A 23,926-nucleotide genomic window follows, 5' to 3' on the forward strand; every position below is an offset into this window, starting at 1 on the left:
CATGGCCCAGCCGCATTCGGTGGAAGTCCTGCTGCGTCCGGCGGTCGAGCTTTACACCGTCGCGGTCTGCCTCGGCGCCGCCGTTCTCTGCCTCGCCGCGCCCTGGTCGCTGGCACTGAGCCCGCTGGTGGGCCTGGCCGGTGCGCTGGCCTTTCTGACCTTCGGCACCATCCGCTTCTACGAAGCCTGGGCGATCCTGCGCTATCGCCGCAACATCCGCCGCATGCCGCGCTACGTGATGGCCAGTCGCGACGTGCCGGTGAGCCAGCATCGCCTGTTCGTGGGCCGGGGTTTTCGCTGGGATCAGCGCCACACCCACAGGCTGATGCAGACATACCGGCCGGAGTTTCGCCGCTACGTCGAGCTGACACCGCTCTACCGATCCGTGCGCCGGCTGGAGGAGCGTTTGGAGTTCGCGCCTCGCCCGCTGCCTCTGCTGGCCCGCGTGACTGCGTGGGACAACCCGTTGAACCCGGCGCGGCCGCTGCCGCCGGTCGGCGGCCTGCCACGGTTACACGGCATTGAACCGCACGAGGTCGATGTGTCGCTGCCGCTGGGCGAGCGTGTCGGCCACACGCTGGTGCTCGGCACCACCCGTGTCGGCAAGACGAGACTCGCGGAGTTGTTCATCACCCAGGACATCCGCCGCAGGGTCAATGGCGAACACGAGGTCGTGATCGTCTTTGACCCCAAGGGCGACGCGGACCTGTTGAAAAGAATGTACGTGGAGGCCCAGCGCGCAGGACGCGCAGGGGAGTTCTATTGCTTTCATCTCGGCTGGCCGGACATCTCCGCGCGCTACAACGCGGTGGGCCGCTTCGGACGAATTTCGGAGGTCGCCACGCGCATCGCCGGCCAGCTCTCCGGCGAAGGCAACAGCGCAGCGTTTCGCGAGTTCGCCTGGCGTTTCGTGAACATCATCGCGCGTGCCCTGGTGGAATTGGGACGACGCCCGGACTACCTGCTGATCCAGCGCCACGTCGTCAACATCGATGCGTTGTTCATCGAATACGCGCAGCACTTTTTCGCCAAGGCCGAACCGAAGGCCTGGGAGGTCATCGTCCAGCTCGAAGGCAGGCTGAACGACAAGAACATTCCCCGTCACATGATCGGGCGGGAAAAGCGCGTGGTGGCGATCGAGCAGTATCTGTCGCAGGTGCGCATCTACGACCCGGTGCTCGACGGCCTGCGTTCGGCGGTGCGCTACGACCGCACCTACTTCGACAAGATCGTCGCCTCGCTGCTGCCGCTGCTGGAAAAGCTCACCACGGGCAAGATCGCGCAACTCCTGGCGCCGAACTATGCCGATCTCGATGATCCGCGACCGATCTTCGATTGGTTGCAGATCATCCGCAAACGCGCGGTGGTGTACGTGGGCCTGGATGCACTCTCGGACGCTGAGGTCGCGGCGGCCGTGGGCAACTCGATGTTCTCCGACCTGGTATCGGTCGCCGGGCACATCTACAAGTTCGGCATCGACGACGGCCTGCCCGGCGCCTCGACCGGCGCCAAGGTGCCGATCAATGTGCATGCCGACGAGTTCAACGAATTGATGGGCGATGAATTCATCCCCATGGTGAACAAGGGCGGCGGCGCCGGTATGCAGGTCACGGCGTACACGCAAACACTCAGCGACATCGAGGCGCGCATCGGCAACCGCGCCAAGGCCGGTCAGGTCATCGGCAACTTCAACAACCTGTTCATGTTGCGCGTGCGGGAGACGATCACCGCCGAGTTGCTGACCCAGCAGTTGCCCAAGGTCGAGGTGTACACCACCTCAATCGTCAGCGGCGCCACGGATACCTCCGATCCCCAGGGGCACACCGCGTTCACGTCCAACACGCAGGATCGCATCACCACCACCAGCGTCCCACTGATCGAACCGGCGCACGTGGTCAATCTGCCGAAGGGGCAGGCCTTCGCGCTGCTCGAAGGCGGCAACCTGTGGAAGATCCGCATGCCGCTGCCCGCGCCCGACGCCGACGAGGCCATGCCCAAGGACTTGCAGGAGCTGGCCGACTACATGCGCCAGCACTACGTCGATGCCGGCGACTGGTGGGAAAGCCAGGGCCTGCCGGCGTTGCAGCACGAGGCGCTGCCGGCAGACCTGCTCGACGACTTCAAGCAAATGGCCTTCGCCGATACTGCCGAGGATGGAAGGGCATGAGCGATCCGGCCGTCGCGGCGCAACGCCAACAGGTACGCCAGAGAGGTTTTCTCGCCAGCCTTGTCACCTTGCCGTTTCGCTTCTTCGGCGTGCTGTGCGGGTCGCTGTTGCTGTGCATCCTGATCGAATGGATCGGCATGCACCTGTTCTGGCCGGAACAGGGATGGCGCCACGCGCAGGACATGGTGGCCTACGAGCTGGACCAGCTATCGACCTACTTCACGCGCAGCGTGGTGGTGCAGGAACCGGGGCGCACCGCCCATCGGGTTGTCGAGTGGGCGTATGAATGGGTCTTCCTCAAGACCGGGCTGCTGGAGTGGGTGCAGAACGCCTCCGCGCAGGCCAGCGCCGGCAGCCACGGTCAGACCAGGGATTTCCGGTATTACCTGAGCCAGGTCTATGTCCACCTGGAAAGCTATCTGATCGCGGCGGCGTACACGGTGCTGGTGTTCCTCGTGCGCCTGCTGGTGCTGTGCCTGATGCTGCCGCTGTTCCTCATGGCGGCTTTCACGGGCCTCGTGGACGGCCTGGTGCGCCGTGACATCCGCCGCTTCGGCGCGGGGCGCGAATCCGGCTTCGTCTATCACCGCGCCAAGGCGGCCTTGATGCCCCTGGTGGTACTGCCGTGGGCGGTCTACCTCGCGTTGCCGATCAGCGTGAGCCCGATCCTGATTCTCTTGCCGAGTGCCGTGCTGCTGGGCGTGGTCGTGGACATCGCGGCCGGAAGCTTCAAGAAATACCTGTAGTTACGTACACTAGCTACTAAACTTGGGGGTTAAAACAAAGGGTTGCCAGCTAGAGCCAGAGAAGCCTGACGTAACCCGACACGCCAATAGCCTAGGGCATCTCTGAATAACCCAGCCCATTTGGCATAATCCCGGCATCGCATCCAACCCGAGCCATTCGCCATGAGCCAGCTGACTTTCGCAGAAGCCGAATACGAGAACAAGAAGCACAAGACCCGGCGTGAGTTGTTCCTGGAGCGGATGGAAGGGCTGATTCCGTGGAAGCGGCTGGAGAAGAAGATCATTCGCTACTACGCCAAGGCCGGTCCGCAGGGCGGTCGGCCTGCCTACCCGTTGCCGACCATGCTACGCGTGCACTGCCTGCAGTTGTTCTACAACCTGAGTGATCCGGGGCTGGAGGACGCGCTGTACGAAGTGGAGTCGATGCGCCGCTTCGCCGGCTTGAAGTTGGACCGGATCCCCGATGAGACGACGATCCTGAACTTTCGACGCCTGCTGGAACGCCACAACCTGGCAGCGAAGCTGTTCAAGGAGATCAACCAGACTCTGGCTGAGCAGGGCTTGATGCTGAAGGAGGGCACGATCGTGGATGCCAGCATTCTGTCGGCGCCGAGTTCGACCAAGAATGCGTCTGGCGAGCGCGATCCGGAGATGCACCAGACCAAGAAGGGCAACGCCTGGCATTTCGGCATGAAGGTGCATGTGGGCGTGGATGACACGCTGGGCCTGATCCACAGCCTGGAGACGACGCCCGCCAATGAAGCCGATATCAACGTGGCCGACAAACTGCTGCATGGTGAGGAAAAAGTGGTGTGGGCCGATGCCGGCTATCAGGGCATCGAGAGGCGCGAAGAGCATCAAGATCGCCGGGTGGACTGGCGCATCGCGATGCGGCCAGGCAAGCGCGCGGCGCTGCCGAAGAGATCGCCCTTGCACAAGATCGAGAAGAACAAGGCGAGCATGCGCGCAAAGGTGGAGCATGTGTTCCAGCGCATCAAGCAGATGTTTGGCTATGCCAAGGTTCGCTATCGTGGCCTGGCCAAGAACACGAGCCGACTGTACCTGCTGGCAGGGTTTACAAACCTGCTGCGGGCGGAACCCTACATGCTCGCGTAGGGGTAGTACGCCTGTTTTCCACCCCAAACCGGCGGGAAATGGGCGGAATGAGCCCCTTTGGGGGGTAGCATTGATCGAAATTTGAACGACTAGACTGCGGAAGCAGATTTTTTTGGCATCAGGCTGGGTTATTCAGAGATGCCCTAGGGGAATACAGATGAAGCTGCGTCATGCAAAGATCAAGAACTTCCGGTTACTCGCAGACGTGCAGCTTGCTCTGGAGGATTTGACTACTGTTGTCGTGGGGCGAAACAACAGTGGCAAAACTTCACTGTCCGAGATCATACGGCGACTACTAGCCGAAGGCAGCGCAGCATTTCAACTCGAAGATTTCTCCAGTGCCTGCTACGACAGGTTCTGCACGGCACTGGAAGCTCATAATAATGGCCAAGATGACGATGTAGTCAGGGCTCTGATTCCGTTCATCGAGTTGCGTTTGACGTTTGAATATGACCCTGCTCAGCCACAGTTGGGGCCTCTCAGTCCATTCGTTATCGACCTCGACCCCGACTGTAATGAGGTACTCGCTGTAGTCCGCTACGAGTTGAAGGATGGACAGCTCGCCCAATTTTTCTCGGGTCAGCCGGATACCCCCCTGACCGATGAAACGAGGATAGCTTTCTTTCGCTCGCTTCGAGAACGTATTCCAACCAGCTTTGCCGTCAGGGTATGGGCGGAAGATCCGAATGATGCGGAGAACAATCGTCAGTTGCAGCCGAGTGCACTGAAGGCTCTGATCAAAACCGGCTTCATCAACGCTCAAAGAGGCCTGGACGACATAACATCCCGCGAGTCCGATGTACTCGCCAAGACTGTTGAACTCCTCTTTGCCACAGCTTCTTCATCTTCGGCAGATGAGGCTGACAAACAGATTGCCCAAGCGCTGAAAGAGGCCGTTCAGGACATTCAATCTCAGATAGACAGCAGCTTCGGCGGCCAACTGAACAATCTGATACCGGCATTGAAGAACTTTGGATACCCAGGATTGGGAAATCAGGAACTGCATACCGAGACATTGCTTGATGTTCGCAAGCTGCTCTCCAATTTCACCAAGGTGCGCTATGCCGGCTACAGCGGTGTGACTCTGCCGGAGTCCTACAACGGGCTTGGAGCCAGAAACCTCATTTTCATCCTTTTGCAGCTTGCGGGATTCTATAAATCGTTTCTGGCCGAACCAAATTCTCCAGGGGTGCACCTGGTCTTCATTGAGGAACCCGAGGCTCATTTGCACCCTCAGATGCAGGAGGTTTTCATACGTCAGCTCGCGAAGACTGCTCAACTGCTGGTTGAAGGCACGGAAAGTAAGACGGCTTGGCCGGTCCAGTTCGTCGTTTCCACGCACTCATCGCATATAGCCAACGAGGCCGGATTTGAAAGTATCCGCTATTTCCTCAGTGGCGAAGTACAAGGCGCAGCCGCTGGCGTTCGGCAAACGAGGGTCAAGGATCTACGCGAGGGGCTGGACGGCGTTTCCGAACCGGACAAGAAGTTTCTGCATCAGTATATGACGTTGACCCGCTGCGACCTGTTTTTTTCCGACAAAGCGATCCTAGTAGAAGGTTTGAGCGAGCGGCTCTTGCTCCCCGCGATCATCGAAAAACTGGAAACCGCAGAGCCAGATCGGCCAAAGCTATCAAGCCAGTACGTAACCACTATGGAAGTCGGCGGAGCATATGCTCATCTTTTCTTCGGGCTCCTGCGCTTTCTTGAATTGCCAACCCTAATCCTTACCGATCTAGATTCGGTAGAAAAACCGGGCGGAAGCGCGTGCGAGGTCCACAAGGGAACCTACTCCAGCAACGCCTGCCTGAAAGCCTGGTTCTCCGATGATAATCCATTCACCCTCAATGGCCTCTTGACCAAGGATGAATCCGAAAAGGCAAAGCATGGCAACTGCATCGCCTATCAGTGCGCGGAGGAAGAGAACGGGCCATGCGGTCGCACCTTTGAAGATGCTTTCATTCTCGCGAACCGAGCATTATTCGGCTTGAATGGAGCCACACGGGAAGAGCTTGAAGCGGGAGCCAGAAGCCAAGCCAGTAAGATCAAGAAGTCCGAGTTTGCGCTGAAGTACGCAATAGAAGAAAAAGCCTGGACGACCCCCAAGTACATTCTCGATGGAATACGCTGGCTAGCGGCTGGCATCGAGCCAGCCATCCCTGACCCAATCCACCCAAGTTAAGCCCACCCACCCTCAGCACGCCTTGTAACTCAGGGCCGGATGCGGCTTTGGTTTCGGCGGCCTCGGTTTGGACAGCCCTGGCCTGTGCTTGTAGGTCTGCGATCCGATCAGCTTCAGCACCTCCTTCAGCATCGCCGCTGTGGCGAGCCCAAGCAACAGGGCCGGGATCAGCGGCTTGAGCGCGGTTCTCGCGTAGGCCCGGTTGATGCGGCGGTGAGCGGGCAGGTTCTCGCTTCCGCGCGCCTCTGCGCTGGCGAGCGCGGCGAGGTTGTCGCACAACACCTTGGCGGCGAAGTCCTGCTGCACGGCGAGGTGGCTCAGGCCGGTCACTTGTTCGAGGCTGAGCCGATGCTTGAGCCGCTTGAAGGCTTCTTCGATGGACCAGCGCTGATGGTAGAGCTCACCGAACACGGCCACAGGGAAGCGCTCGGCGTCCATCAGGCTGGTCATGAGGATGTGCACGCTGCCGTTAGCGTTGACGTGGCGGACCAGGCGCACGCGCAGCGGACCCTCGGGGCATTCGAAGTCCCTGACATCCTGGTCCTCGGCGGCAGGCAGCTCCACGACCTGCTCGGCAAGACCCGAGGCACGGAACGCCCGGACCACAGCAAAGCCGACCTTGGCCATGTCCACGCGCATGCAGAAGTCGATGCCCTTGCCCTGCAGGGCAGCCACCAGCCAGCGACAGGGATAGCCGCGATCGAGCAGCAGCAGATCGCCTGTTCCAAAGCGCTCGAACTGCTCGAACAAGGCCTGTCGCTCGCCATAGCCGGCGCTGTAGAGCTGGGCGGCCAGCATCAGCTGGGCATCGGGCAAGTAGCAGCCCAAGGCCAGCATGTCGCGGCTGGCCGCGCGCGGCACATGGCTGGCGCGCAGCGCCAGCCGCAGACAGGAGCCGTCGACCGCGATGCGGCGCAGGCCGTGCCAGCGCGGCACCCTGCCAGTGTCCTCAGCGAGCTTGATGAGGTGGTCGTTGAGCGCCGGCAGTGCAGCGGGCGCGAGTTTGGCGCGCGCCTGCGCGAACGCCTGTGCGCTCACGTGTCGGACCAAGGTGGCCTGCGCCTTGAGACTGCCGAAGAAGCCATCCAACTCGGCCTGGACGCTCTTGCACATGCCACAGACCAAGCTTGCCACGAGTGCGTTCAAGGGCAGCTTGCGTCGGCGGGAGAAGGCCGCTGGATGCTCAGGATGTCGGGCGGTGTTGAGGAACGCATCGGAGGCGAGGTGCTCTGCCAGGGCATTGAAGAGACGGGTGAGGTCCATGGGGCGCTTGAGGTTCGAAAACGAACCTCACTGGCCGCCGCGCTGCTTGCGCCAGAAGCGGGCGCAAGCAGCGCGGCGGCCTCACGAAGCGCGATGGGTGTCAAGCGAAATCTGCAAGAATCGAGGGGTTCGCTAGGAGCGCCGCGGGTCGGTGCCTGAGGCTGGGCGCGGGATGGCTTAACTTGGGTGGATTGATCCCTGACCCGGCGCTTGCCCTGGCGGCCGAGGCGATGATCGCCAACGAGGAGGATGCCGCTGATGCCTGATCCGCAGTCACCGGCCGAGGTTGCCAGCCAGCGCGCTCTTGATGCCATGTTTCGCAGCCTGGATGCCGGAGAGCACTTCCGGCTAGAAGCTGGAGCAGGCGCTGGGAAGACCTACTCCCTCATCAAAGCGCTCCACTATTTGATCGAGCGCCACAAAAGCACATTTCCAAGGAAAAACAAGCAGATTGCGTGCATTACATTTACCAATGTGGCCCGCGATGAAATTGCCGCCCGTACTGACAGAAGCCCAATGGTGTACTGCGACACCAATCATGCCTTCTGTTGGTCATTGATCAGTGGCTTCCAGAAACAACTCCGTGGTTTGGTTGAGGCGATGCCGGCATGGCAAGAGAGAATTGCGGAAGCTGGAGGCGGCCTGGGTAACCGTGTAATCGAGTACAACTTTGGGCACCGCTCCATTCGTGAAGATCGCGTGTCTCTCCATCACGATGATGTGTTGCCCCTCACTGTTTCATTGATGGAGCATGCCAAATTTAGGCATATAGTGACAGATCGGTTTCCAATCATTCTTGTGGATGAATATCAAGATACCGATAAGGATTGGGTCGAGGCGATTCAGCGGCTGTTTTTGGGGAATCCGCCTTCACCCCTATTCGGCTTCTTCGGCGACCATTGGCAGAAGATATATGGCAATGGATGCGGAAGACTTGAGCATCCGCAAGTCAAAGAGATTGGCAAGGAAGCCAACTTCCGATCAGTCAAAGCCATTGTTGACTGCCTCAACCGGATGCGCCCGGAGCTACAACAATTTGTCGAAGACCCTGACGCTATTGGACAGGTCAGCGTATTTCATACAAATGCCTGGACTGGAGGACGACAAACCGGTGCCCATTGGGGAGGAGATTTACCTTCGGAAGTCGGCCACGACACACTTGAGGGAGTGAAGGCCTCGTTGACACAAGAGGGATGGGATTTTTCCCCGGAAAGTACAAAGGTACTCATGCTGACGCATAGGCTTCTTGCCAGTGAGCAGGGCTATGCCAGCTTGCCATCAGTCTTTCGTTACAACGATTCCTTTGCCAAGAAGGAACATCCGTATATTGCCTTCTTCGTAGACCAGTTGGAGCCTGCGTGCGATGCCTTCTCCGCGAATAGGTTCGGCGCCATGTTCGATGCGCTGGGCGGTAACACGCCGCTATTGCGGAGTCAGGCCGATAAGGCAGCCTGGCACGATGCGATGAGCCAGCTACTGGCGATTCGCGAAAATGGCACGGTCGGAGAAGTCATCGACCACCTGCTCAACCGGCGGAAGCCAAGACTCCCGGAAGCCATCGAGAAGCGTGAGCGGGAACTACGCGAGTTCGATCGAGCAAGCGGCGAAGAGATGCCGGCCGCACTGGCGGAGATAGAGAAGCTACGCGCGGTCAGATACGCAGAAATCAAAACGCTACGGAGCTATCTGGATGGTCACTCTCCCTTTGAAACCAAACACGGAGTAAAGGGCGCGGAGTTCGAGAATGTTCTTGTTGTCATCGGTCGCGGGTGGAACCAGTACAACTTTGGAGAGATGCTCGAACTGGCAGGAAGCGCAGCCATCCCACCCGGGAAGCAGGCGGCCTTCGAGCGAAATCGAAACTTGTTCTATGTTGCCTGCTCAAGACCGAAACGCCGCCTTGCCCTGCTGTTCACACAGCAGCTTTCGCCAGATGCCATCGCAACACTTGAAAGGTGGTTCTTGCCAGAGAGCATCCGTGCTGTCGCTTTTTCGTAGACTCAGCTCGGGCTAGATCAATCCGGTAGCAGCGTTGTTCCTATTTACTGCGGCGCGGCTAGTCCGTGTGCCGCAGCATCGTGCCATCCGCGTCCATGGGGAAAGGCACGATGGGACATACCAACAGCCACGAACTTGCCCGGCGTCTTCCGATCGCCGCGCTATTGGCTATCCCTCTATTGGCGTTCCAAGCCTCGGTGTTCGCCGGTGATGCTACGGAACCAGAGCGACTGGCCGTCCTCATGCGTCAGCTCGACATGCTCGACCGGCTGGCCGAGCACAGCGAGCGCCTGCCGAAGCAGGACGCCTCCCGCTACCACTTCGACTACGCGCGGCTGCGCGAGGACATCGAGCGTGTCCGCAGCGGCATCCGCGACTACCTGACGCCGCAGCGCGCACAGCCGCGCGACCCCACAACGCTGATCGGCGATTACCGCCAAGAGGCGGAGGACGCGCCATGACGGGCGATCAGGTCACCGCCTTTCAGGCCAACAGCGGTTTCGGCCCTTCAGATGTTTCCGTCGTCCTGGTCGGCGGCGTGTTCGTCGTGCTGTTGCTGTGGGGCGTCTGGGCACTGCGCACAGCCTATGTCGGCTGGGCCGAAAACAGCATCTCCCAGCGCCAGTTCCTCGGCGTCGCGGTGCGCTTCGTCGCGATGTACGTCGTGCTGACGTTTTTCCTTCTCTCTTGACGCAATGAGGACACCACCATGACTTTCCGTTCCGTCTCCACTCGTTCTGCACGCCTGATCAGCCTGCCCACCGTCGCCTTGATCTCGGTGAGCCTGTCGCCGATTGTGCAGGCCCAGGGCCTGCCAACCCTCGAAGACCCTTCGCGAGGCACCGGCAGCGGCATCATGGAGACGCTGCGCAATTACGGTTACGACATCGTGATGCTGGTCGCGCTGCTCGTGGTCGCCTCGATGTTCGTCGGCGTCTGCTACCACGCCTACAGCACCTATTCGGAGATTCACACCGGCCGCAAGACCTGGGGCCAGTTCGGTTTGACGGTCGCAATCGGCGCGATCTTGCTGGTCGTGGGTATCTGGTTGCTCACCGAAGCCACCGGCGTCCTCTAGGGAGGCCGGAGCGATGTCGGGGAGCCAGGACAGCCTGCACGACGGCACGGTGGCTTTCTTGCCGCATCGTCTGAACCGTCAGCCCGTGGTGGTACGCGGACTGACGGCCGACGAACTGTGGGTCTGCGTAGGGCTCTCCGCCACGGTAGGCCTGGTGCTGGGCATTCCGCTGGCGTGGCTGGCGTCCACGCTCGCGATGGTCCCAACCGTGATCGTGGCCGCCATTGGCATGGGCGTGTTCGTGTGCGGCGGCGCGTTGCGAAGCCACAAGCGGGGGCGTCCCGATACCTGGTTGTACCGGCATCTTCAGTGGTGGGTCGCGCTGCGTCATCCCGCCTTCGCGCCCTATACGGGCGGCAGGTCGCTGGTCACGCGGTCGGGCCACTGGACGACGCGCAGGAGTGCGCCATGAGCCGCTTCAAGAACGAAATCACGCACCTGCAGGCGCACATCAAGACCTTGCGCATAGGAGCCGGTGCGCTATTCGTCGTCGCCCTGGTGCTGGGCTTCGGCTGGTGGAGTGCGCCTCGCGATCTGACCATCCACGTGCCGCCGGACCTGCGTTCGGGCAGCGTGCGCAAGTGGTGGGAGGTGCCGCCGGAGTCGGTCTACGCCTTTACCTTCTATGTCTTCCAGCAGCTCAACCGCTGGCCGACGAACGGCGAGGACGACTACGCGCGCAACATCCATGCGCTGTCGGCCTACCTGACACCCGGCTGTCAGATCTTCCTGCGGCGCGACTACGAGCAGCGCCGCAGCACGGGCGAACTGCGTCAGCGCGTGCGGGGCATCTACGAGATTCCGGGTCGCGGCTTCGGCGACGACCCGACGGCGCGCGTCCGCGTGGTGTCCGACCGCGACTGGATCGTCACGCTGGACATAACGGCCGACGAGTACCACGGCGCCGAGCAGGTCAAGCGCGCCCTGGTGAGGTATCCGCTGAAAGTGGTGCGTCTGGACATCGACCCGGAGCGCAATCCCTTCGGCCTGGCACTGGACTGTTACAGCAGTACCCCGCAACGCATCGCGCCGCAGGGGGCAGCCGCCTCCGCTACCGATGGTCCCGGTGGTCCGTAGGGAGTCCCGCGATGAAACATCTTGTCCTCAGCTTCCTGGCAACCGCCACCTTGACCTTGGGCCTGATCCCGAGCGCTCTGGCGCTGGAGATTCTGCGCTGGGAGCGGTTGCCGCTGGCCGTGCCTCTCGTGGTCGGCCACGAGCGCGTGATCTTCATCGACCGCAATGTGCGTGTCGGCGTACCCGCCTCGCTGGGCGACCGCCTGCGTGTGCAAAGCGCCGGTGGCGCCCTCTACCTGCTTGCCAGCGAACCGATCGAGCCGACCCGCCTGCAATTGCAGGATGCCAACACGGGCATCCTGATTCTGCTCGACATTGCCGCCGAGCCTGGCGAGGCGCCGCTGGAACCCGCGCGCATCATCGAAAGCGAATCGCACGCGAAGCGCTACGGTGACACCGGCCAACAGCCGGCCGCCGATGCGGCGCGGCTCCCCGCACGGGAGACGCCGGTCCCCGTGGTGCTGACGCGCTACGCCGCGCAGAGCCTGTACGCGCCCCTGCGCACGGTGGAGCCGGTGAACGGCGTCGTGCGCGTGAACCTGCGCCGCGACCTGGCGCTCGACACACTGCTGCCGACGCTGCCAGTGCGCGCCAGGGCGCTGGCCGCGTGGCGGCTGGAAGATCAATGGGTGACCGCGATCCGGCTGACCAACACATCCTCTCGGTGGATCGACCTGGACCCGCGCGCCTTGCAGGGCGATTTCGTCACCGCGACGTTCCAGCACCCCGACCTGGGACCGGCGGGCGATTCGCGCGACACCAGCGTGGTGTACCTGGTGACGCGCGGCCGCGGCCTGGCGCAATCGCTGCTGCCAGCCATCAGTCCCATCGACGCTGCGCACAACTTGCCGGCCTCCGCAGCGGCCGGCAGTGCGGAAGGAGCCGGCGATGCGCAGTAACGGTTTGCTCAAGTGGTTGATGCTGCCGATGGCGCTGTTGCTGGTCTTCATCGGCGTCAAGCTGTTTTCCGGCGACCGTGGCGCATCACCGCTCCCCGGCGATGCCGGCGGCCAACTGACGGCGGACGAGATGCGGGCGCTCGGCATCGAAGGCGACACGCCGCACGATACGGTCGCCACGCTGGTGGCCCAGGTGCGGCAGTTGCGCACCGAATTGCAGACCGCGCTGTCCGACAACCGCAACCAGCGGGCGGAGAACGACCGCCTGCGTCAACGCGAGCGGTCGATCGAGCAGCGTATCCAGAATGTCCTGGATACCGAACGCGCCCAACTGCGTCAGGATCGCGAACAGACGGCCAGCGAACGGCAACAGGCCCAGGGGTTGTTGCAGGACTTGCAACGCCAGTTTGAAGGCCTGGGGGGCAGGGCCGGCCACACCGACCTGCCGATCGGTCTCGGGCTGGAGGACGGCGACGGCCAGCACTTCGGCCGCGACGGCGTGCGCTGGATCGAGCCGGACGACGCCAGGCCCGCCGAAGGCCGCAGCGGCAGTCGCAACGGCTTCAGCTTCCCCAACGATTTCAGCCCGGTCGGGGAAACCCTGGATGCCGCATCCGAGACCCTCGGCCGCGCCACCGGCGGCGCCGTCGGCACATCGTCGCTTGAGGCGGTCTACACGGTGCCGTCGAACTCGACCCTGATGGGGTCGATCGCAATGACGGCACTCATCGGGCGCGTGCCCATCGACGGCACGGTGAACGATCCCTATCCGTTCAAGGTCGTGATCGGCCCCGACAACCTCACGGCCAACGGCATCGACATCCCGGATGTGGCCGGCGCCGTGGTCAGCGGCACGGCCTCGGGGGACTGGACGCTTTCCTGCGTGCGCGGGCAGATCCGCTCCATCACCTTTGTGTTCGAGGACGGCACCATCCGCACGCTGCCGGAAGAGTCCGGTCGCAGCAGCAGCAACCGGAGCGACACCGGCACCCAGGGAGGTCTCGGCTGGATCAGCGACCCCCACGGCATCCCTTGTGTCAGCGGTGAACGGCGCAGCAACGCCCAGCAATATCTCGGCACTCAGGCACTGATCACGGCCGCCGGAGCGGGCGCGGCCTCGCTGATCGACTCGGACAGCGGCCGGGTGTCCTACGTCGGCAGCGACGGCTCAATCGGGACGGTCGGGATCACCGCCAACGAGGCGATGGGCCGCATCCTGGCCGGCGGGGTGCAGGAGATGTCGCAGTGGGTGAACAAGCTCTACGGCCAGGCCTTCGCCGCCGTCTACGTCGAGCCGGGCGCCAAGGTCGCCGTGCATATCGAGCAGCCACTCACCATCGACTACGACGCCAAGGGGCGCCGGGTCGATCACCGTCTCGGAGGTTCCCATGTCCCGGATCTGGATTGAACGGCTTGCCGTCGTGCTCGCGGTCGTCGCACTGGCCGGCTGCGCGACCAGCAAGGAGAAGCTGCTGACTCACGACGACCGGACCATGCTCGACATCTGGAACCAAGAGACCGGGGGACCGGCGGGCAGCGGCCGCGCATCGCGCGAGCTGCTGGACGCCCGGCAGGCTTTGCGTCGGCCGCTCACCGACACGGACGTGCAGACCGCGCCCGGCGTGCAGACCCGTTACACCCGCACGGCGCAGAACGAGATTTACCGGCAGTTCCACCGCCTCCCCAACCCGGACCTGGTGATGTATGTATTCCCGCACCTGACGGGCACCGATCCGGTGCCTGTGCCCGGCTACAGCACGGTGTTCCCGCTCTATCAGCGCGTGCAGTACGCCCTGCCGGGCGAGCGCGTGGAGGACTATTGAATGGCGTGGTCGCTGCCGTGGCCGCGCAAACCTGTGTCGGCATCCGAGGAATCCGAGGCACAGCAGGCCGACGCCTGGCAACGCCATGTGGCCGGCCTGAAAGCGCATGGCATTCCCGAGCCCGGCACCCGCCTCGATCCGAAACACCGGCCCGCCACGCAGGCGGATGAACAGGCCCTCTACGACGTGGCGCCGTCCTTCGTGGACCTGTTGCCGTGGGTGGAATATCTGGCCGACGCCAAGAGCCTGTTGCTGGAGGATGGTGAATCGGTGGCGGCGTTCTTTGAGCTGACACCGATCGGCACCGAAGGACGCGAAAGCGATTGGCTGTGGCAGGCCCGAGACGCGCTGGAGAATGCCCTACAGGACAGCTTCGACGAACTCGACGAGCAACCCTGGGTGGTGCAGCTCTATGCCCAGGACGAAGCCGACTGGACGGACTATCTGAACGTATTGCGGGACTACATCCAGCCGCGCGCGCAGGGCAGCGCGTTCAGCGACTTCTACCTGCGGTTCTTCGCGCATCACCTGCGGGCCATCACCAAGCCGGGCGGCCTGTTCGACGACACCACCGTGACCCACCTGCCGTGGCGCGGCCAGACGCGGCGCGTGCGCATGGTGGTCTATCGTCGCACGCCGGGCGCTTCACACCGTCGCGGCCAATCGCCCGAACAGGCCCTGGCGACGGTATGCGACCGGCTGGCCGGCGGTCTCGCCAATGCGGGCGTCAAGGCGCGGCGCCTGGGCGCGGCGGACATCCACGCCTGGTTGCTGCGCTGGTTCAACCCGAACCCGACCTTGCTAGGCGCGACGGCTGCCGATCGTGAACGCTTCTACCAGTTGGCCGCCTACCCCGAAGAAGCAAACGAAGGCGACGTCGAACTCGCCAGCGGCACGGACTTCTCGCAACGGCTGTTCTTCGGCCAGCCACGCTCCGACGTGGCGAACGGCATCTGGTTTTTCGACGACATGCCGCATCGGGTCATGGTGCTCGACCGGCTGCGCACACCGCCGACAACCGGACACCTGACCGGGGAAACACGCAAAGGCGGCGATGCCTGCAACGCGCTGTTCGACCAGATGCCCGAGGACACGGTGATGTGTCTCACCCTCGTCGCCACGCCACAGGACGCACTGGAAGCACATCTGAACTACCTGGGCAAGAAAGCGGTCGGCGAAACGCTGGCGTCCGAGCAGGCCCGGCAGGACGTGCAGCAGGCACGTTCGCTGATCGGCAGTTCGCACAAGCTCTATCGCGGCGCGCTGGCCTTCTACCTGCGCGGGCGCGACATGGCCGAACTTGACGCGCGCGGCCTGCAACTCGCCAACGTCATGCTCAACGCCGGCCTCCTGCCCGTGCGCGAAGAGGATGAGGTCGCGCCGCTCAACAGCTATCTGCGCTGGCTTCCCTGCCTCTATGACCCGGCCAGGGATCGACGCCAGTGGTACACCCAGCTCATGTTCGCGCAGCACGCGGCGAATCTCACGCCCGTGTGGGGGCGCAATCAGGGCACCGGGAACCCCGGCATCACCTTCTTCAATCGCGGTGGCGGCACCGTCGCCTTCGACCCGCTCAACCGGCGCGACCGGCAGATGAATGCCCATCTGTTTCTGTTCGGCCCGACCGGCTCGGGCAAATCGGCCACGCTCAACAACATCCTCAACCAGCTCGTCGCGATCTACCGGCCCCGGCTGTTCATCGTCGAGGCGGGGAACAGCTTCGGTCTGTTTGGCGAATTCGCCCAGCGCCTTGGCCTGACGGTGCATCGGGTGAAGCTCGCGCCCGGCGCTGGCGTGAGCCTCGCGCCCTTTGCCGATGCGTGGCGTCTGGTGGATACGCCCAGCCAGGTGCGGACGCTGGACGCCGATGCCCTGGACGAGGAACAGGAACCCGAAGACGCATCGAGCGAAAGCGATGAACAGCGCGACGTGCTCGGCGAGTTGGAGATCACCGCCCGCCTGATGATTACCGGCGGCGAGGACAAGGAAGAGGCGCGCATGACCCGCGCCGATCGCAGCCTGATCCGCCAGTGCATTCTCGACGCGGCGCATCGCTGTGCGCCGGAGAAGCGCACGGTGCTGACCGAGGACGTGCGCAACGCCCTGCGCGAGCGCGCCAGCGATTCCGCGCTGCCAGAAGCCCGGCGCGCTCGCCTGCTGGAAATGGCGGACGCGATGGATATGTTTTGCCAGGGCCTGGATGGGGAAATGTTCAATCGTCCCGGCACGCCATGGCCGGAAGCCGACATCACCATCGTCGATCTGGCGACCTTCGCGCGCGAGGGCTACAACGCGCAGCTTTCCATCGCCTATATCTCGCTCATCAACACCGTCAACAACATCGCCGAGCGGGATCAATTCCTGGGGCGCCCCATCGTCAACGTCACTGACGAGGGTCACATCATCACCCGCAATCCATTGCTTGCCCCTTACGTCGTCAAGATCACCAAGATGTGGCGCAAGCTCGGCGCCTGGTTCTGGCTGGCGACGCAGAACCTGGACGATCTGCCCAAGGCCGCCGAACCGATGCTGTCGATGATCGAGTGGTGGATCTGCCTGTCGATGCCACCCGACGAAGTGGAGAAGGTCGCGCGCTTCCGCGAACTCAATCCGGCACAGAAGGCGCTGATACTGTCGGCGCGCAAGGAGTCCGGCAAGTTCAGCGAAGGCGTGATCCTGTCGAAGTCGATGGAAGTCCTGTTCCGCGCCGTGCCGCCGAGTCTCTACCTGGCCATGGCGATGACCGAGCCCGAGGAGAAGGCCGAGCGCTATCAGTTGATGCGGCAACACGGCATCGGTGAGCTGGAGGCCGCTTTCAAGGTCGCGGAGAAAATCGACCGGGCACGCGGCATCGAGCCATTGCCGCTCGACGCCCTCGGTTGAGGCGGAAAGATCATGCGCACGCCAGGCCTGCACACGCTACGACGTTACCTGGGGCCGATGCTGGCCGGGATCGCGGTGCTGCTCGTGCTGCTGGCCTGGTCGCTTGGACGCAGCCCGCACACTGGCGACCCGGCGTCCGCCGAGGCTGCCGCGTCAGCGGGTCCACCGTGGCGCTACGGCCGCATCGACGCGCGGTTCACGCTGATCGAGTACGCCGATCTGGAATGCCCGTACTGCCAGGCCTACTTCCCCGTACTGAAGCGCTGGATCGACGCCAATCCCGACGTGAACTGGCAATGGCACCATCTGCCGCTGCCGATGCACGAACCAGCCGTCACGCAATCGGCACGCCTGGCGGAATGCGCGGGAGAAACCGGCGGGCGGGAAGCGTTCTGGAACACCGTCGCCTGGATTTACCAGCATACCCGCGGCGGCGGTCGAGGCCTGCCGTCCGGCATCCAGCCACCCGGCGCGACACCCGAGTTGCGCGAATGCCTGACCAGCGCACGGCCCGACGCCGTGATCCGAGCGCAGGCCGAGGAAGCCGCGCTGGCCGGCATCACCGCGACCCCGATGCTGCGCGTAATCGACAACCGCACCGGCCAGGCATTGCTGCTGCCGGGTGCCGTCGAAGGCGATGCCTTGCTGTCGGCCATTGATCTGCTGACGTCATCGGGCGATGAGCCGGCGATGGCCGAAACCTTGCCCGAGATACCCGAGATGCCTGCTGACAACGTCAGCGACATGCCCAGGTAGCCGCGATCTTCAAGGCTGCGGCGCGGTTTCGACCGCGTTGATCGTTCCAGTTCGCACCGCATCCCACGCGCGAACATCCATCGTTTTCGATGGAGGATGCCAATCGTCCAAGCCCGATTCCGGGCTTTCTTCATCACGTCCCACGGGGGTCTCACCCCCACACGGGGACGGGAGCCTCCGTTTCATTTATCAAGGAGGTTCCCATGAATCCGTCCGATACCGTCACCGACGGTGCATCATCAGCGCTCGTCCGGTACGCGAGCATCCACGAAGATCCGTTGATCCGGCAAGCCATCGGCGTGCTGGAGGAACGTCTCTTCAAACACGGTGCCGAGCTGACCAGTCCGGCCAGCGTGCGAGAATATCTATGGCTGAAACTCGCCAGCGAAGCACTGGAGGTCTTTGCCGTCGTGTTTCTCGACTCGCAACACCGCGTGATCGCTTTCGAGCCGATGTTCCACGGCACCATCGATGGCGCCAGTGTGTATCCCCGCGCGGTCCTCAAGCGGGCGATCGAGCACAACTGCAGCGCGGTCATCTTTGCCCACAATCACCCCTCGGGCGTGACCGAGCCGAGCCATGCCGACAAGGCAATCACGACCCGATTGAAATCGGTTCTCGAACTGGTGGACGTTCGTGTTCTGGACCATTTCATCGTCGGTGAAGAAACGCCTTTTTCCTTCGCGGAAGCCGGCTTGCTGTAGTCCTTGAGGCGCCCCACCAGGCGCCTTTTTTTCGTGTTCGGATCGGATGAAAGCGGTCACGGGACAGTTCCCTTTCTTGATGGTGTCCATCTGCCCGATGGGATCGACTAGCGCCAGTATCGACCCAATGGGAGCCACCCCATGTACCCACGCTCTGAACACGTCGAGACACAACGACACCGGCTGCGTTGCCGCCCAACGCTGGCTTCATGCCTCCTGGCAACGGCGGTAGCCGCGATGGCCCACGCGGAAGCCGCGGACGTCCGGGTATTCACCGACCGGCACCACGCCGTAGAGGCGCCCGTCGGTATCCACGTCGTCAAGCTGGACGCACCGGCCCGCATCGAAGCGGAGCTGGCCGTAAACCTCCCCGCCGATCCGGCACAGGCGGCCGTGATCGTCCGGCAGCGGTTGCAGGATGGCGGCACACCACTCCAACAACGCCTGGCTGATGCCTACCAGGGCGTGACCGACGCCTGGAGCCTGGGCATCACCAGGATTCCCGCCGTGGTGGTCGATCGGCGCTACGTCGTCTACGGCGAGACCGACGTGTCGCGCGCCCTCGCGCGCATCGAGGAATACCGGAGGACTCAACCATGAAGCTATCCCGCCGCGCATGGCGCACCGGCATGGCATCCGTCCTGCTGGGCACCGCCGCTTCCGCCTTCGCGCTCAACACCGCCACTATCACCGGCTCGGTGCTGTCGCCCGATTGCCTGTCGTATCGCGTGCAAGGCATTTGCTATTGGCTGTACTGCACGCTCACCGGCTGCACGGTGCGTACCTCGGTCAAGGTGCAGCACTACGTTCCCGATGCCGTCGTGTCGAGCTACTCGAACACCGGGGAGAACCCCTGGGTGGAAGTGCGGGCGATGAGCATGCCGAATCCCACCGCTCAAGGTGGCGGTGACGGCACGACGAACGAAGAGCACGAGAACAACCTCGCGAAGTTCAAGAACGCCGACGTGATCGGGCATCCAGGCGCTACCTTCTTCAGCGAATTCGTCAGCCAGTTGGGTTACTCCTGCGCCGGTGCGGGCACGGCGTTCATGCCGTACCTGCTGAGTACGCTCGATACCGTGGCCTGGCGCTACAACATCCCCGAATCCGTCTATCCCGAGGCGCTGATCCCTGGGATGCGCGAGATCGGCACGCGCACCGGCCTGAACCTGTGGGGCAACGTCTATCCGCGCGGTGGGCTCCTGCATCACGTGGACGACTACAAGGCGGCTGCCGTCGTCGCGCAGCGTGCCGGCGACATCGTGACCCGGCGTGGGCAGGTCCATGTCTATCAGCCGCTGCTTGCCAATGCCAGCGCGGGCTACTGGCCCGCAGGTGCCTTGGTGGAAAGCGATGCCTCCACGGGAAAGTGGCAAGAACTGACGCCTCGACTGTCATCCTCCTGCGGGGTCTTCCCGCACAACAACGTCCGCATCCAGGCCCAACAAGGCGACTATGCCTGGGCGCTGTGGCGCCCGTACTCCTGCTGTCAGCGGCGCGGACAGGTGTTCCTGGGCAGCACGGATTTCAACTGAGGTGCGGCCCATGAGCATGTCCTTATTTTCACACCCCTTCGCCATGACGCGGCTGGCGCGCAGCATCCTGTTTGCCGGCGTCCTGGCCGCCATGAGCAACCCGCTGTGGGCGCAGACCAGCGTCAATGACTATGGTGTACATCATCGCGGCAGCGTCATCGGCGATGACGTGCTGTACAGCATCGGCGGCGGCCGGGCGGTATCGATGGGGCCGGTCGGCCAGATGCAGAGCCTCGGTGTCGGCATCGGCTGGAACAGCAACCTGATCTGCGGCGACATGAGCATCACCACCACGCTGCAGAACCAGCTCAACGGCATCACCAACGGCTTCCAGACCATCATGAGCCAGGTGATCCAGAACGCCACGGCGGCCGTGGCGTCGCTGCCGGCGCTCATCATCCAGCGCGCCGATCCCGGTCTGTACAACCTGCTGACCAATGGCATCTTGCAAGCACGGCTCGATTTCGATCGCTCAAAGCTCACCTGCCGCGCGATCGCCAACCGCATGGCCGACGCGGCGGGTGGTCAGCTCGGTTGGGATCAGTTGGCCGAGGGCATGGCGCTCAAACAGGCCGTGGCCAGCACCGATGCCGTATCGGCCATCGAACAGGCCGAAACCAGTCGCGGCAACGACGGTGTGCCCTGGGTCGGCGGCGGCAATGCCGGCGGCGCCGGACAGAATCCCATCCGCGTGGTCAGCGACGTGACCCGCGCCGGCTACAACCTGCTCAACGGCCGCGGCGCTACCGATACGTCGCCGATCGACAGCATCACGTGCGGCAATCGCCTGAGCTGCCAGACCTGGCCGTCTCCCCAAGCCGCCACCGATTGGGCAACCCGCGTGCTGGGTGAGCAAGAGCACCGGACCTGCGATGGCTGCCTCAAGACCCAGGCGACCGCCGGCGTCGGCCTGACGCCACTGATCCAGGAGGAGTACGAAACCAGGCTGGAAGCGCTACGGGATCTGGTGACGGGTGCCAGCACGACCACGTTCGAGAACCTGGAAGTGGCCGGCAGTGCATCACTGCCGATTACGCGCGGCGTCATCGAGGCGCTGCGCGACGAACCGGACCAAGATGTGCTCGCGCGTCGCCTGGCCTCCGAGGTCGCGCTGTCCAGCGTACTGGAGAAGGCCCTGCTGTTGCAGCGGACACTGCTGGCCGGGCGCAAGGAGCCCAACGTCGCGGCCAACCAGCTCGCACAGGATGCCATCACACACGAAAGCAGCCTGCTGGAACAGGAGATCAACAACCTCAAGACCGAACTGGACCTGCGGCGCGAACTGGCGGCGAATTCGCCCATGGCGATCATCCAGCGGCACGGTACGCGCAGCGCCGGCTCGCGCGGCATCTACCAGGGCGACACCGAGCGCGATCGTCTCGACGCCATCCAGCGGCCGCAGAACCCCGGCAATCCGCCATGAGGATCGGACTGCCGAAGTGGCTGTTCAACCGGCAACTCGGACGCACGCTGGGATGGATTGCGCTGATCGTGTTCGTCGCCGTGGCCGTCAACCTCGTCGGCATTCGCCTCGTCGGTGACGCGCACACCTGGAGCCGGTGGCTGGACGAGCATGCCGGTTACTTCCTCGTTTGGCGGCTGTGCCTGTATGGCGCGACGGCCTACGGGTGGATATGGATGCGTCGCCGCCTCCGGGAACGCGACACATCCCGCGAAGCGCATCAGCGCCTGCTGCGCGCGGAGGTCGGCGCCGTCGCCGCCATCGTGCTGCTCGAAATCAGCGTGCTGCTGCGACAACCGTAGCGATGCGGGACGACGACCATGACCCTCTACACCACGGACTATCTTGAGTATTACCTGACACTGGTTGCCTGGATCATCAACAACGGCATCTGGAATGTGCTGGTGGCCAGCGGCATCTTCGCGCTGCCGTTCCTCGCCATCGTCGTGCAGGAATGGCTCAAGGCCCGTGCGGAAGGCGCGGACGAAGGGAACAAGGGCGTGCTCTCGTCCATGCGCATCGAGAACCGCGTGTGGGTGGCGATTGTGGTCATCCTGTTCGCCGGCATTCCCTTCATTCCCCTTGACCTGAGCACCATCCAGTTCGATCGCACGCGCTCGACCCAATGCCAGGTCAATGTGCCGCTGCCCTCGGAAACGAACTGGTCCACTTCGTTCACGACGATGAACAACCAGAGTGCCCATGTGCCGGTCTGGTGGTTCTTCATGCACTCGCTGTCGAAGGCCGTCACCAGCGCCGCCGTGGCGGCGATCCCCTGCGGCACGGACCTGCGGCAGATGCGCATGGAGATCGACAGCACGCGCATCGCCGACCCGGTGCTGGCCCAGGAAGTCGCCGACTTCACGCACGACTGCTACGGGCCGGCCCGCGCCAGGCTGTTCATGAGCCGGCCGACACTCAGCGAGGAGCAGATGAACGACGTGACCTGGATCGGTTCGCGCTTCTTCCTGGACACGGCCGGCTTCTACGATACGTATCGCTCGCGCGGACCACGCGACGCCTGGCCCTATGACGACACGCGCGACGCCGGCCTCGCCGAAGTCTCCACTGGCGGCGGCTATCCGACCTGTCGGCAGTGGTGGGCGGACAGCGGCGATGGGCTGCGCGATCGCCTGCTGGCCCAGGTTGATCCGGGCCTGCTGTCCCGGCTCGGCCAATGGGCCGGTTTCCTGAGCCAGGCCCAGGCCGACGATGCCGTGATTCGTGCCATCGCTTCACCACGGCAACAGGTCATGAACCAGGGACACGTCTACACCGACTACGGTGGTCAGATCGGTATGACGCTCCCCAACGTCGCCACCCGCGTCGTATCGGATGTGGGGCTGACGGTAGGATCACTCGGAATGTTTCCGGCCATGGATGTGGTGCGTCAGGCGTTGCCCATGATCCTGTCGTTCCTGAAGATGGCGATGGTCATCTGCATTCCGCTGGTGCTGATCTTCGGCACCTACGACTTGCGAACGGTGGTGACGGTGACTGCCGTGCAGTTCTCGCTGTTCTTCGTCGATTTCTGGTTCCAGCTCGCCCGCTGGATCGATTCCACGATCTTGAACGCGCTCTACGGCTGGCACTCGCCGCACAGCAACTTCAATCCGCTGATGGGTTTGAACAACGCCTTCGGCGATATGTTGTTGAACTTCGTGATGGCGACGATGTTCATCATCCTGCCGGGCTTCTGGGTCGTTGCATTGACGTGGGCCGGGGTCAGGACGGGGAACATTCTCGGGGGGTTCATCACCGGCACGACGGATGCGAAGTCGGCGGGCAGTAGCGGCTCGCGCCTCGCCATGGCGGCGGCGACGAAAGGCGCTGCGAAGTAAGGAGTCGTTCCCGGTCTGCTGGAACAGCTACGGGTCGTCGGGATCGCCCAGGTCGATGCGCCAGTCGTCCTTGTCGTAGACGCCGGCACCCGAATGACCGTCCCTGAGTTCAGGCTGCTTCTCTTCATCCAAGTCGGCGTTGCGCACAAGCCAGGCGGCGAGCAGCGCGAACGCGAGCAGCAAGGCCAGCCAGAACGCTGCGTACAGCAGCACGCCGAACACGACGAGCTTCACGATCCAGAGCAGCAGCCGTGCTACGCCGGCCGGCAGTCCTTTGCCCGCCAGCCATTGGATGGCGCGGGCCTCTTGCCGTGCAAGGCCACGCCACGCATGGCCGAGCCATCTGCCGGCGCGTTCTGCTTTTGTGGTACGGGGCGTCGCGTTCATCACTGTTAC

At 63.3% G+C, this 23,926-nt stretch carries 23 protein-coding genes; 21 read left to right on the forward strand and 2 right to left on the reverse strand.

The window, feature by feature from the left end:
- The first annotated feature begins 1 nt into the window (after position 1).
- The 4 genes from traD to TGR7_RS14290 all read left to right on the forward strand — a co-directional run bounded on the left by traD (position 2) and on the right by TGR7_RS14290 (position 6,211).
- Entirely contained in the window at positions 2-2,167 is a 2,166-nt protein-coding gene (gene traD, locus TGR7_RS14275; RefSeq protein ID WP_008733885.1) for a type IV conjugative transfer system coupling protein TraD, read from the forward strand.
- On the forward strand, positions 2,164-2,913 hold the full coding sequence (locus tag TGR7_RS14280; RefSeq protein ID WP_008733883.1) for a TIGR03747 family integrating conjugative element membrane protein: 750 nt from the start codon (positions 2,164-2,166) through the stop codon (positions 2,911-2,913). Before traD ends, TGR7_RS14280 begins: the two co-directional genes overlap by 4 nt.
- A gap of 162 nt (positions 2,914-3,075) precedes the next feature.
- Positions 3,076-4,029, forward strand: a complete 954-nt coding sequence (locus TGR7_RS14285; RefSeq protein WP_012637613.1) for an IS5 family transposase — start codon at positions 3,076-3,078, stop codon at positions 4,027-4,029.
- A gap of 157 nt (positions 4,030-4,186) precedes the next feature.
- Positions 4,187-6,211 carry an ATP-dependent nuclease gene (locus TGR7_RS14290; RefSeq protein WP_012639386.1) on the forward strand — a complete coding sequence of 675 codons (2,025 nt, stop codon included), beginning with the start codon at positions 4,187-4,189 and terminating at the stop codon, positions 6,209-6,211.
- A gap of 12 nt (positions 6,212-6,223) precedes the next feature.
- On the opposite strand, the gene TGR7_RS14295 is transcribed toward TGR7_RS14290, so the two are convergent.
- On the reverse strand, positions 6,224-7,474 hold the full coding sequence (locus tag TGR7_RS14295) for an IS4 family transposase (RefSeq protein ID WP_012639350.1): 1,251 nt from the start codon (positions 7,472-7,474) through the stop codon (positions 6,224-6,226).
- A 258-nt stretch (positions 7,475-7,732) separates the two neighbouring features.
- On the opposite strand from TGR7_RS14295, the gene TGR7_RS14300 reads away from it, so the two are divergent.
- The 17 genes from TGR7_RS14300 (at position 7,733) to TGR7_RS14380 (ending at position 23,530) form a co-directional block, all read left to right on the forward strand.
- A complete protein-coding gene (locus TGR7_RS14300) occupies positions 7,733-9,472 on the forward strand; it encodes a UvrD-helicase domain-containing protein (RefSeq protein ID WP_008733875.1) in 1,740 nt (579 codons plus the stop codon).
- 110 nt (positions 9,473-9,582) lie between these two features.
- Positions 9,583-9,933 (forward strand): integrative conjugative element protein, RAQPRD family, encoded by a 351-nt coding sequence (locus tag TGR7_RS14305; RefSeq protein ID WP_012639387.1) that lies wholly within the window; start codon positions 9,583-9,585, stop codon positions 9,931-9,933.
- Positions 9,930-10,163 carry a TIGR03758 family integrating conjugative element protein gene (locus TGR7_RS14310; protein ID WP_012639388.1) on the forward strand — a complete coding sequence of 78 codons (234 nt, stop codon included), beginning with the start codon at positions 9,930-9,932 and terminating at the stop codon, positions 10,161-10,163. Before TGR7_RS14305 ends, TGR7_RS14310 begins: the two co-directional genes overlap by 4 nt.
- An 18-nt stretch (positions 10,164-10,181) precedes the next feature.
- Positions 10,182-10,550, forward strand: coding sequence for a TIGR03745 family integrating conjugative element membrane protein (locus TGR7_RS14315; protein WP_012639389.1), 369 nt, complete (start codon positions 10,182-10,184; stop codon positions 10,548-10,550).
- A gap of 13 nt (positions 10,551-10,563) precedes the next feature.
- On the forward strand, positions 10,564-10,962 hold the full coding sequence (locus TGR7_RS14320; protein WP_012639390.1) for a TIGR03750 family conjugal transfer protein: 399 nt from the start codon (positions 10,564-10,566) through the stop codon (positions 10,960-10,962).
- Complete coding sequence (locus TGR7_RS14325; RefSeq protein ID WP_012639391.1) at positions 10,959-11,627, forward strand: PFL_4703 family integrating conjugative element protein; 669 nt, start codon at positions 10,959-10,961, stop codon at positions 11,625-11,627. The genes TGR7_RS14320 and TGR7_RS14325 overlap by 4 nt, the downstream gene beginning before the upstream one ends.
- 11 nt (positions 11,628-11,638) lie before the next feature.
- Complete coding sequence (locus TGR7_RS14330; RefSeq protein ID WP_012639392.1) at positions 11,639-12,526, forward strand: TIGR03749 family integrating conjugative element protein; 888 nt, start codon at positions 11,639-11,641, stop codon at positions 12,524-12,526.
- Positions 12,516-13,934, forward strand: coding sequence for a TIGR03752 family integrating conjugative element protein (locus TGR7_RS14335; protein ID WP_012639393.1), 1,419 nt, complete (start codon positions 12,516-12,518; stop codon positions 13,932-13,934). Before TGR7_RS14330 ends, TGR7_RS14335 begins: the two co-directional genes overlap by 11 nt.
- Positions 13,915-14,349 (forward strand): TIGR03751 family conjugal transfer lipoprotein, encoded by a 435-nt coding sequence (locus tag TGR7_RS14340; RefSeq protein ID WP_012639394.1) that lies wholly within the window; start codon positions 13,915-13,917, stop codon positions 14,347-14,349. Before TGR7_RS14335 ends, TGR7_RS14340 begins: the two co-directional genes overlap by 20 nt.
- Positions 14,350-17,232, forward strand: a complete 2,883-nt coding sequence (locus TGR7_RS14345) for a conjugative transfer ATPase (RefSeq protein WP_012639395.1) — start codon at positions 14,350-14,352, stop codon at positions 17,230-17,232.
- A gap of 12 nt (positions 17,233-17,244) precedes the next feature.
- Complete coding sequence (locus TGR7_RS14350; protein WP_012639396.1) at positions 17,245-17,988, forward strand: DsbA family protein; 744 nt, start codon at positions 17,245-17,247, stop codon at positions 17,986-17,988.
- A gap of 203 nt (positions 17,989-18,191) precedes the next feature.
- Complete coding sequence (gene radC, locus TGR7_RS14355) at positions 18,192-18,692, forward strand: RadC family protein (protein WP_012639397.1); 501 nt, start codon at positions 18,192-18,194, stop codon at positions 18,690-18,692.
- A gap of 237 nt (positions 18,693-18,929) precedes the next feature.
- The gene (locus tag TGR7_RS14360; protein WP_012639398.1) at positions 18,930-19,292 is read left to right on the forward strand and encodes a TIGR03757 family integrating conjugative element protein; all 363 of its coding nucleotides are present in this window, start codon (positions 18,930-18,932) and stop codon (positions 19,290-19,292) included.
- Positions 19,289-20,227, forward strand: coding sequence for a TIGR03756 family integrating conjugative element protein (locus TGR7_RS14365; protein WP_012639399.1), 939 nt, complete (start codon positions 19,289-19,291; stop codon positions 20,225-20,227). The genes TGR7_RS14360 and TGR7_RS14365 overlap by 4 nt, the downstream gene beginning before the upstream one ends.
- A gap of 10 nt (positions 20,228-20,237) precedes the next feature.
- Positions 20,238-21,650 carry an integrating conjugative element protein gene (locus TGR7_RS14370; protein ID WP_012639400.1) on the forward strand — a complete coding sequence of 471 codons (1,413 nt, stop codon included), beginning with the start codon at positions 20,238-20,240 and terminating at the stop codon, positions 21,648-21,650.
- Positions 21,647-21,991, forward strand: a complete 345-nt coding sequence (locus tag TGR7_RS14375; RefSeq protein ID WP_012639401.1) for a hypothetical protein — start codon at positions 21,647-21,649, stop codon at positions 21,989-21,991. The genes TGR7_RS14370 and TGR7_RS14375 overlap by 4 nt, the downstream gene beginning before the upstream one ends.
- 18 nt (positions 21,992-22,009) lie before the next feature.
- Entirely contained in the window at positions 22,010-23,530 is a 1,521-nt protein-coding gene (locus TGR7_RS14380; protein ID WP_012639402.1) for a conjugal transfer protein TraG N-terminal domain-containing protein, read from the forward strand.
- Positions 23,531-23,557: 27 nt separating this feature from the next.
- On the opposite strand, the gene TGR7_RS14385 is transcribed toward TGR7_RS14380, so the two are convergent.
- On the reverse strand, positions 23,558-23,917 hold the full coding sequence (locus TGR7_RS14385; protein ID WP_012639403.1) for a DUF3742 family protein: 360 nt from the start codon (positions 23,915-23,917) through the stop codon (positions 23,558-23,560).
- Positions 23,918-23,926 lie beyond the last annotated feature (9 nt).

The sequence above is a fragment of the Thioalkalivibrio sulfidiphilus HL-EbGr7 genome (assembly GCF_000021985.1).
Lineage (GTDB): Bacteria > Pseudomonadota > Gammaproteobacteria > Ectothiorhodospirales > Ectothiorhodospiraceae > Thioalkalivibrio_A > Thioalkalivibrio_A sulfidiphilus.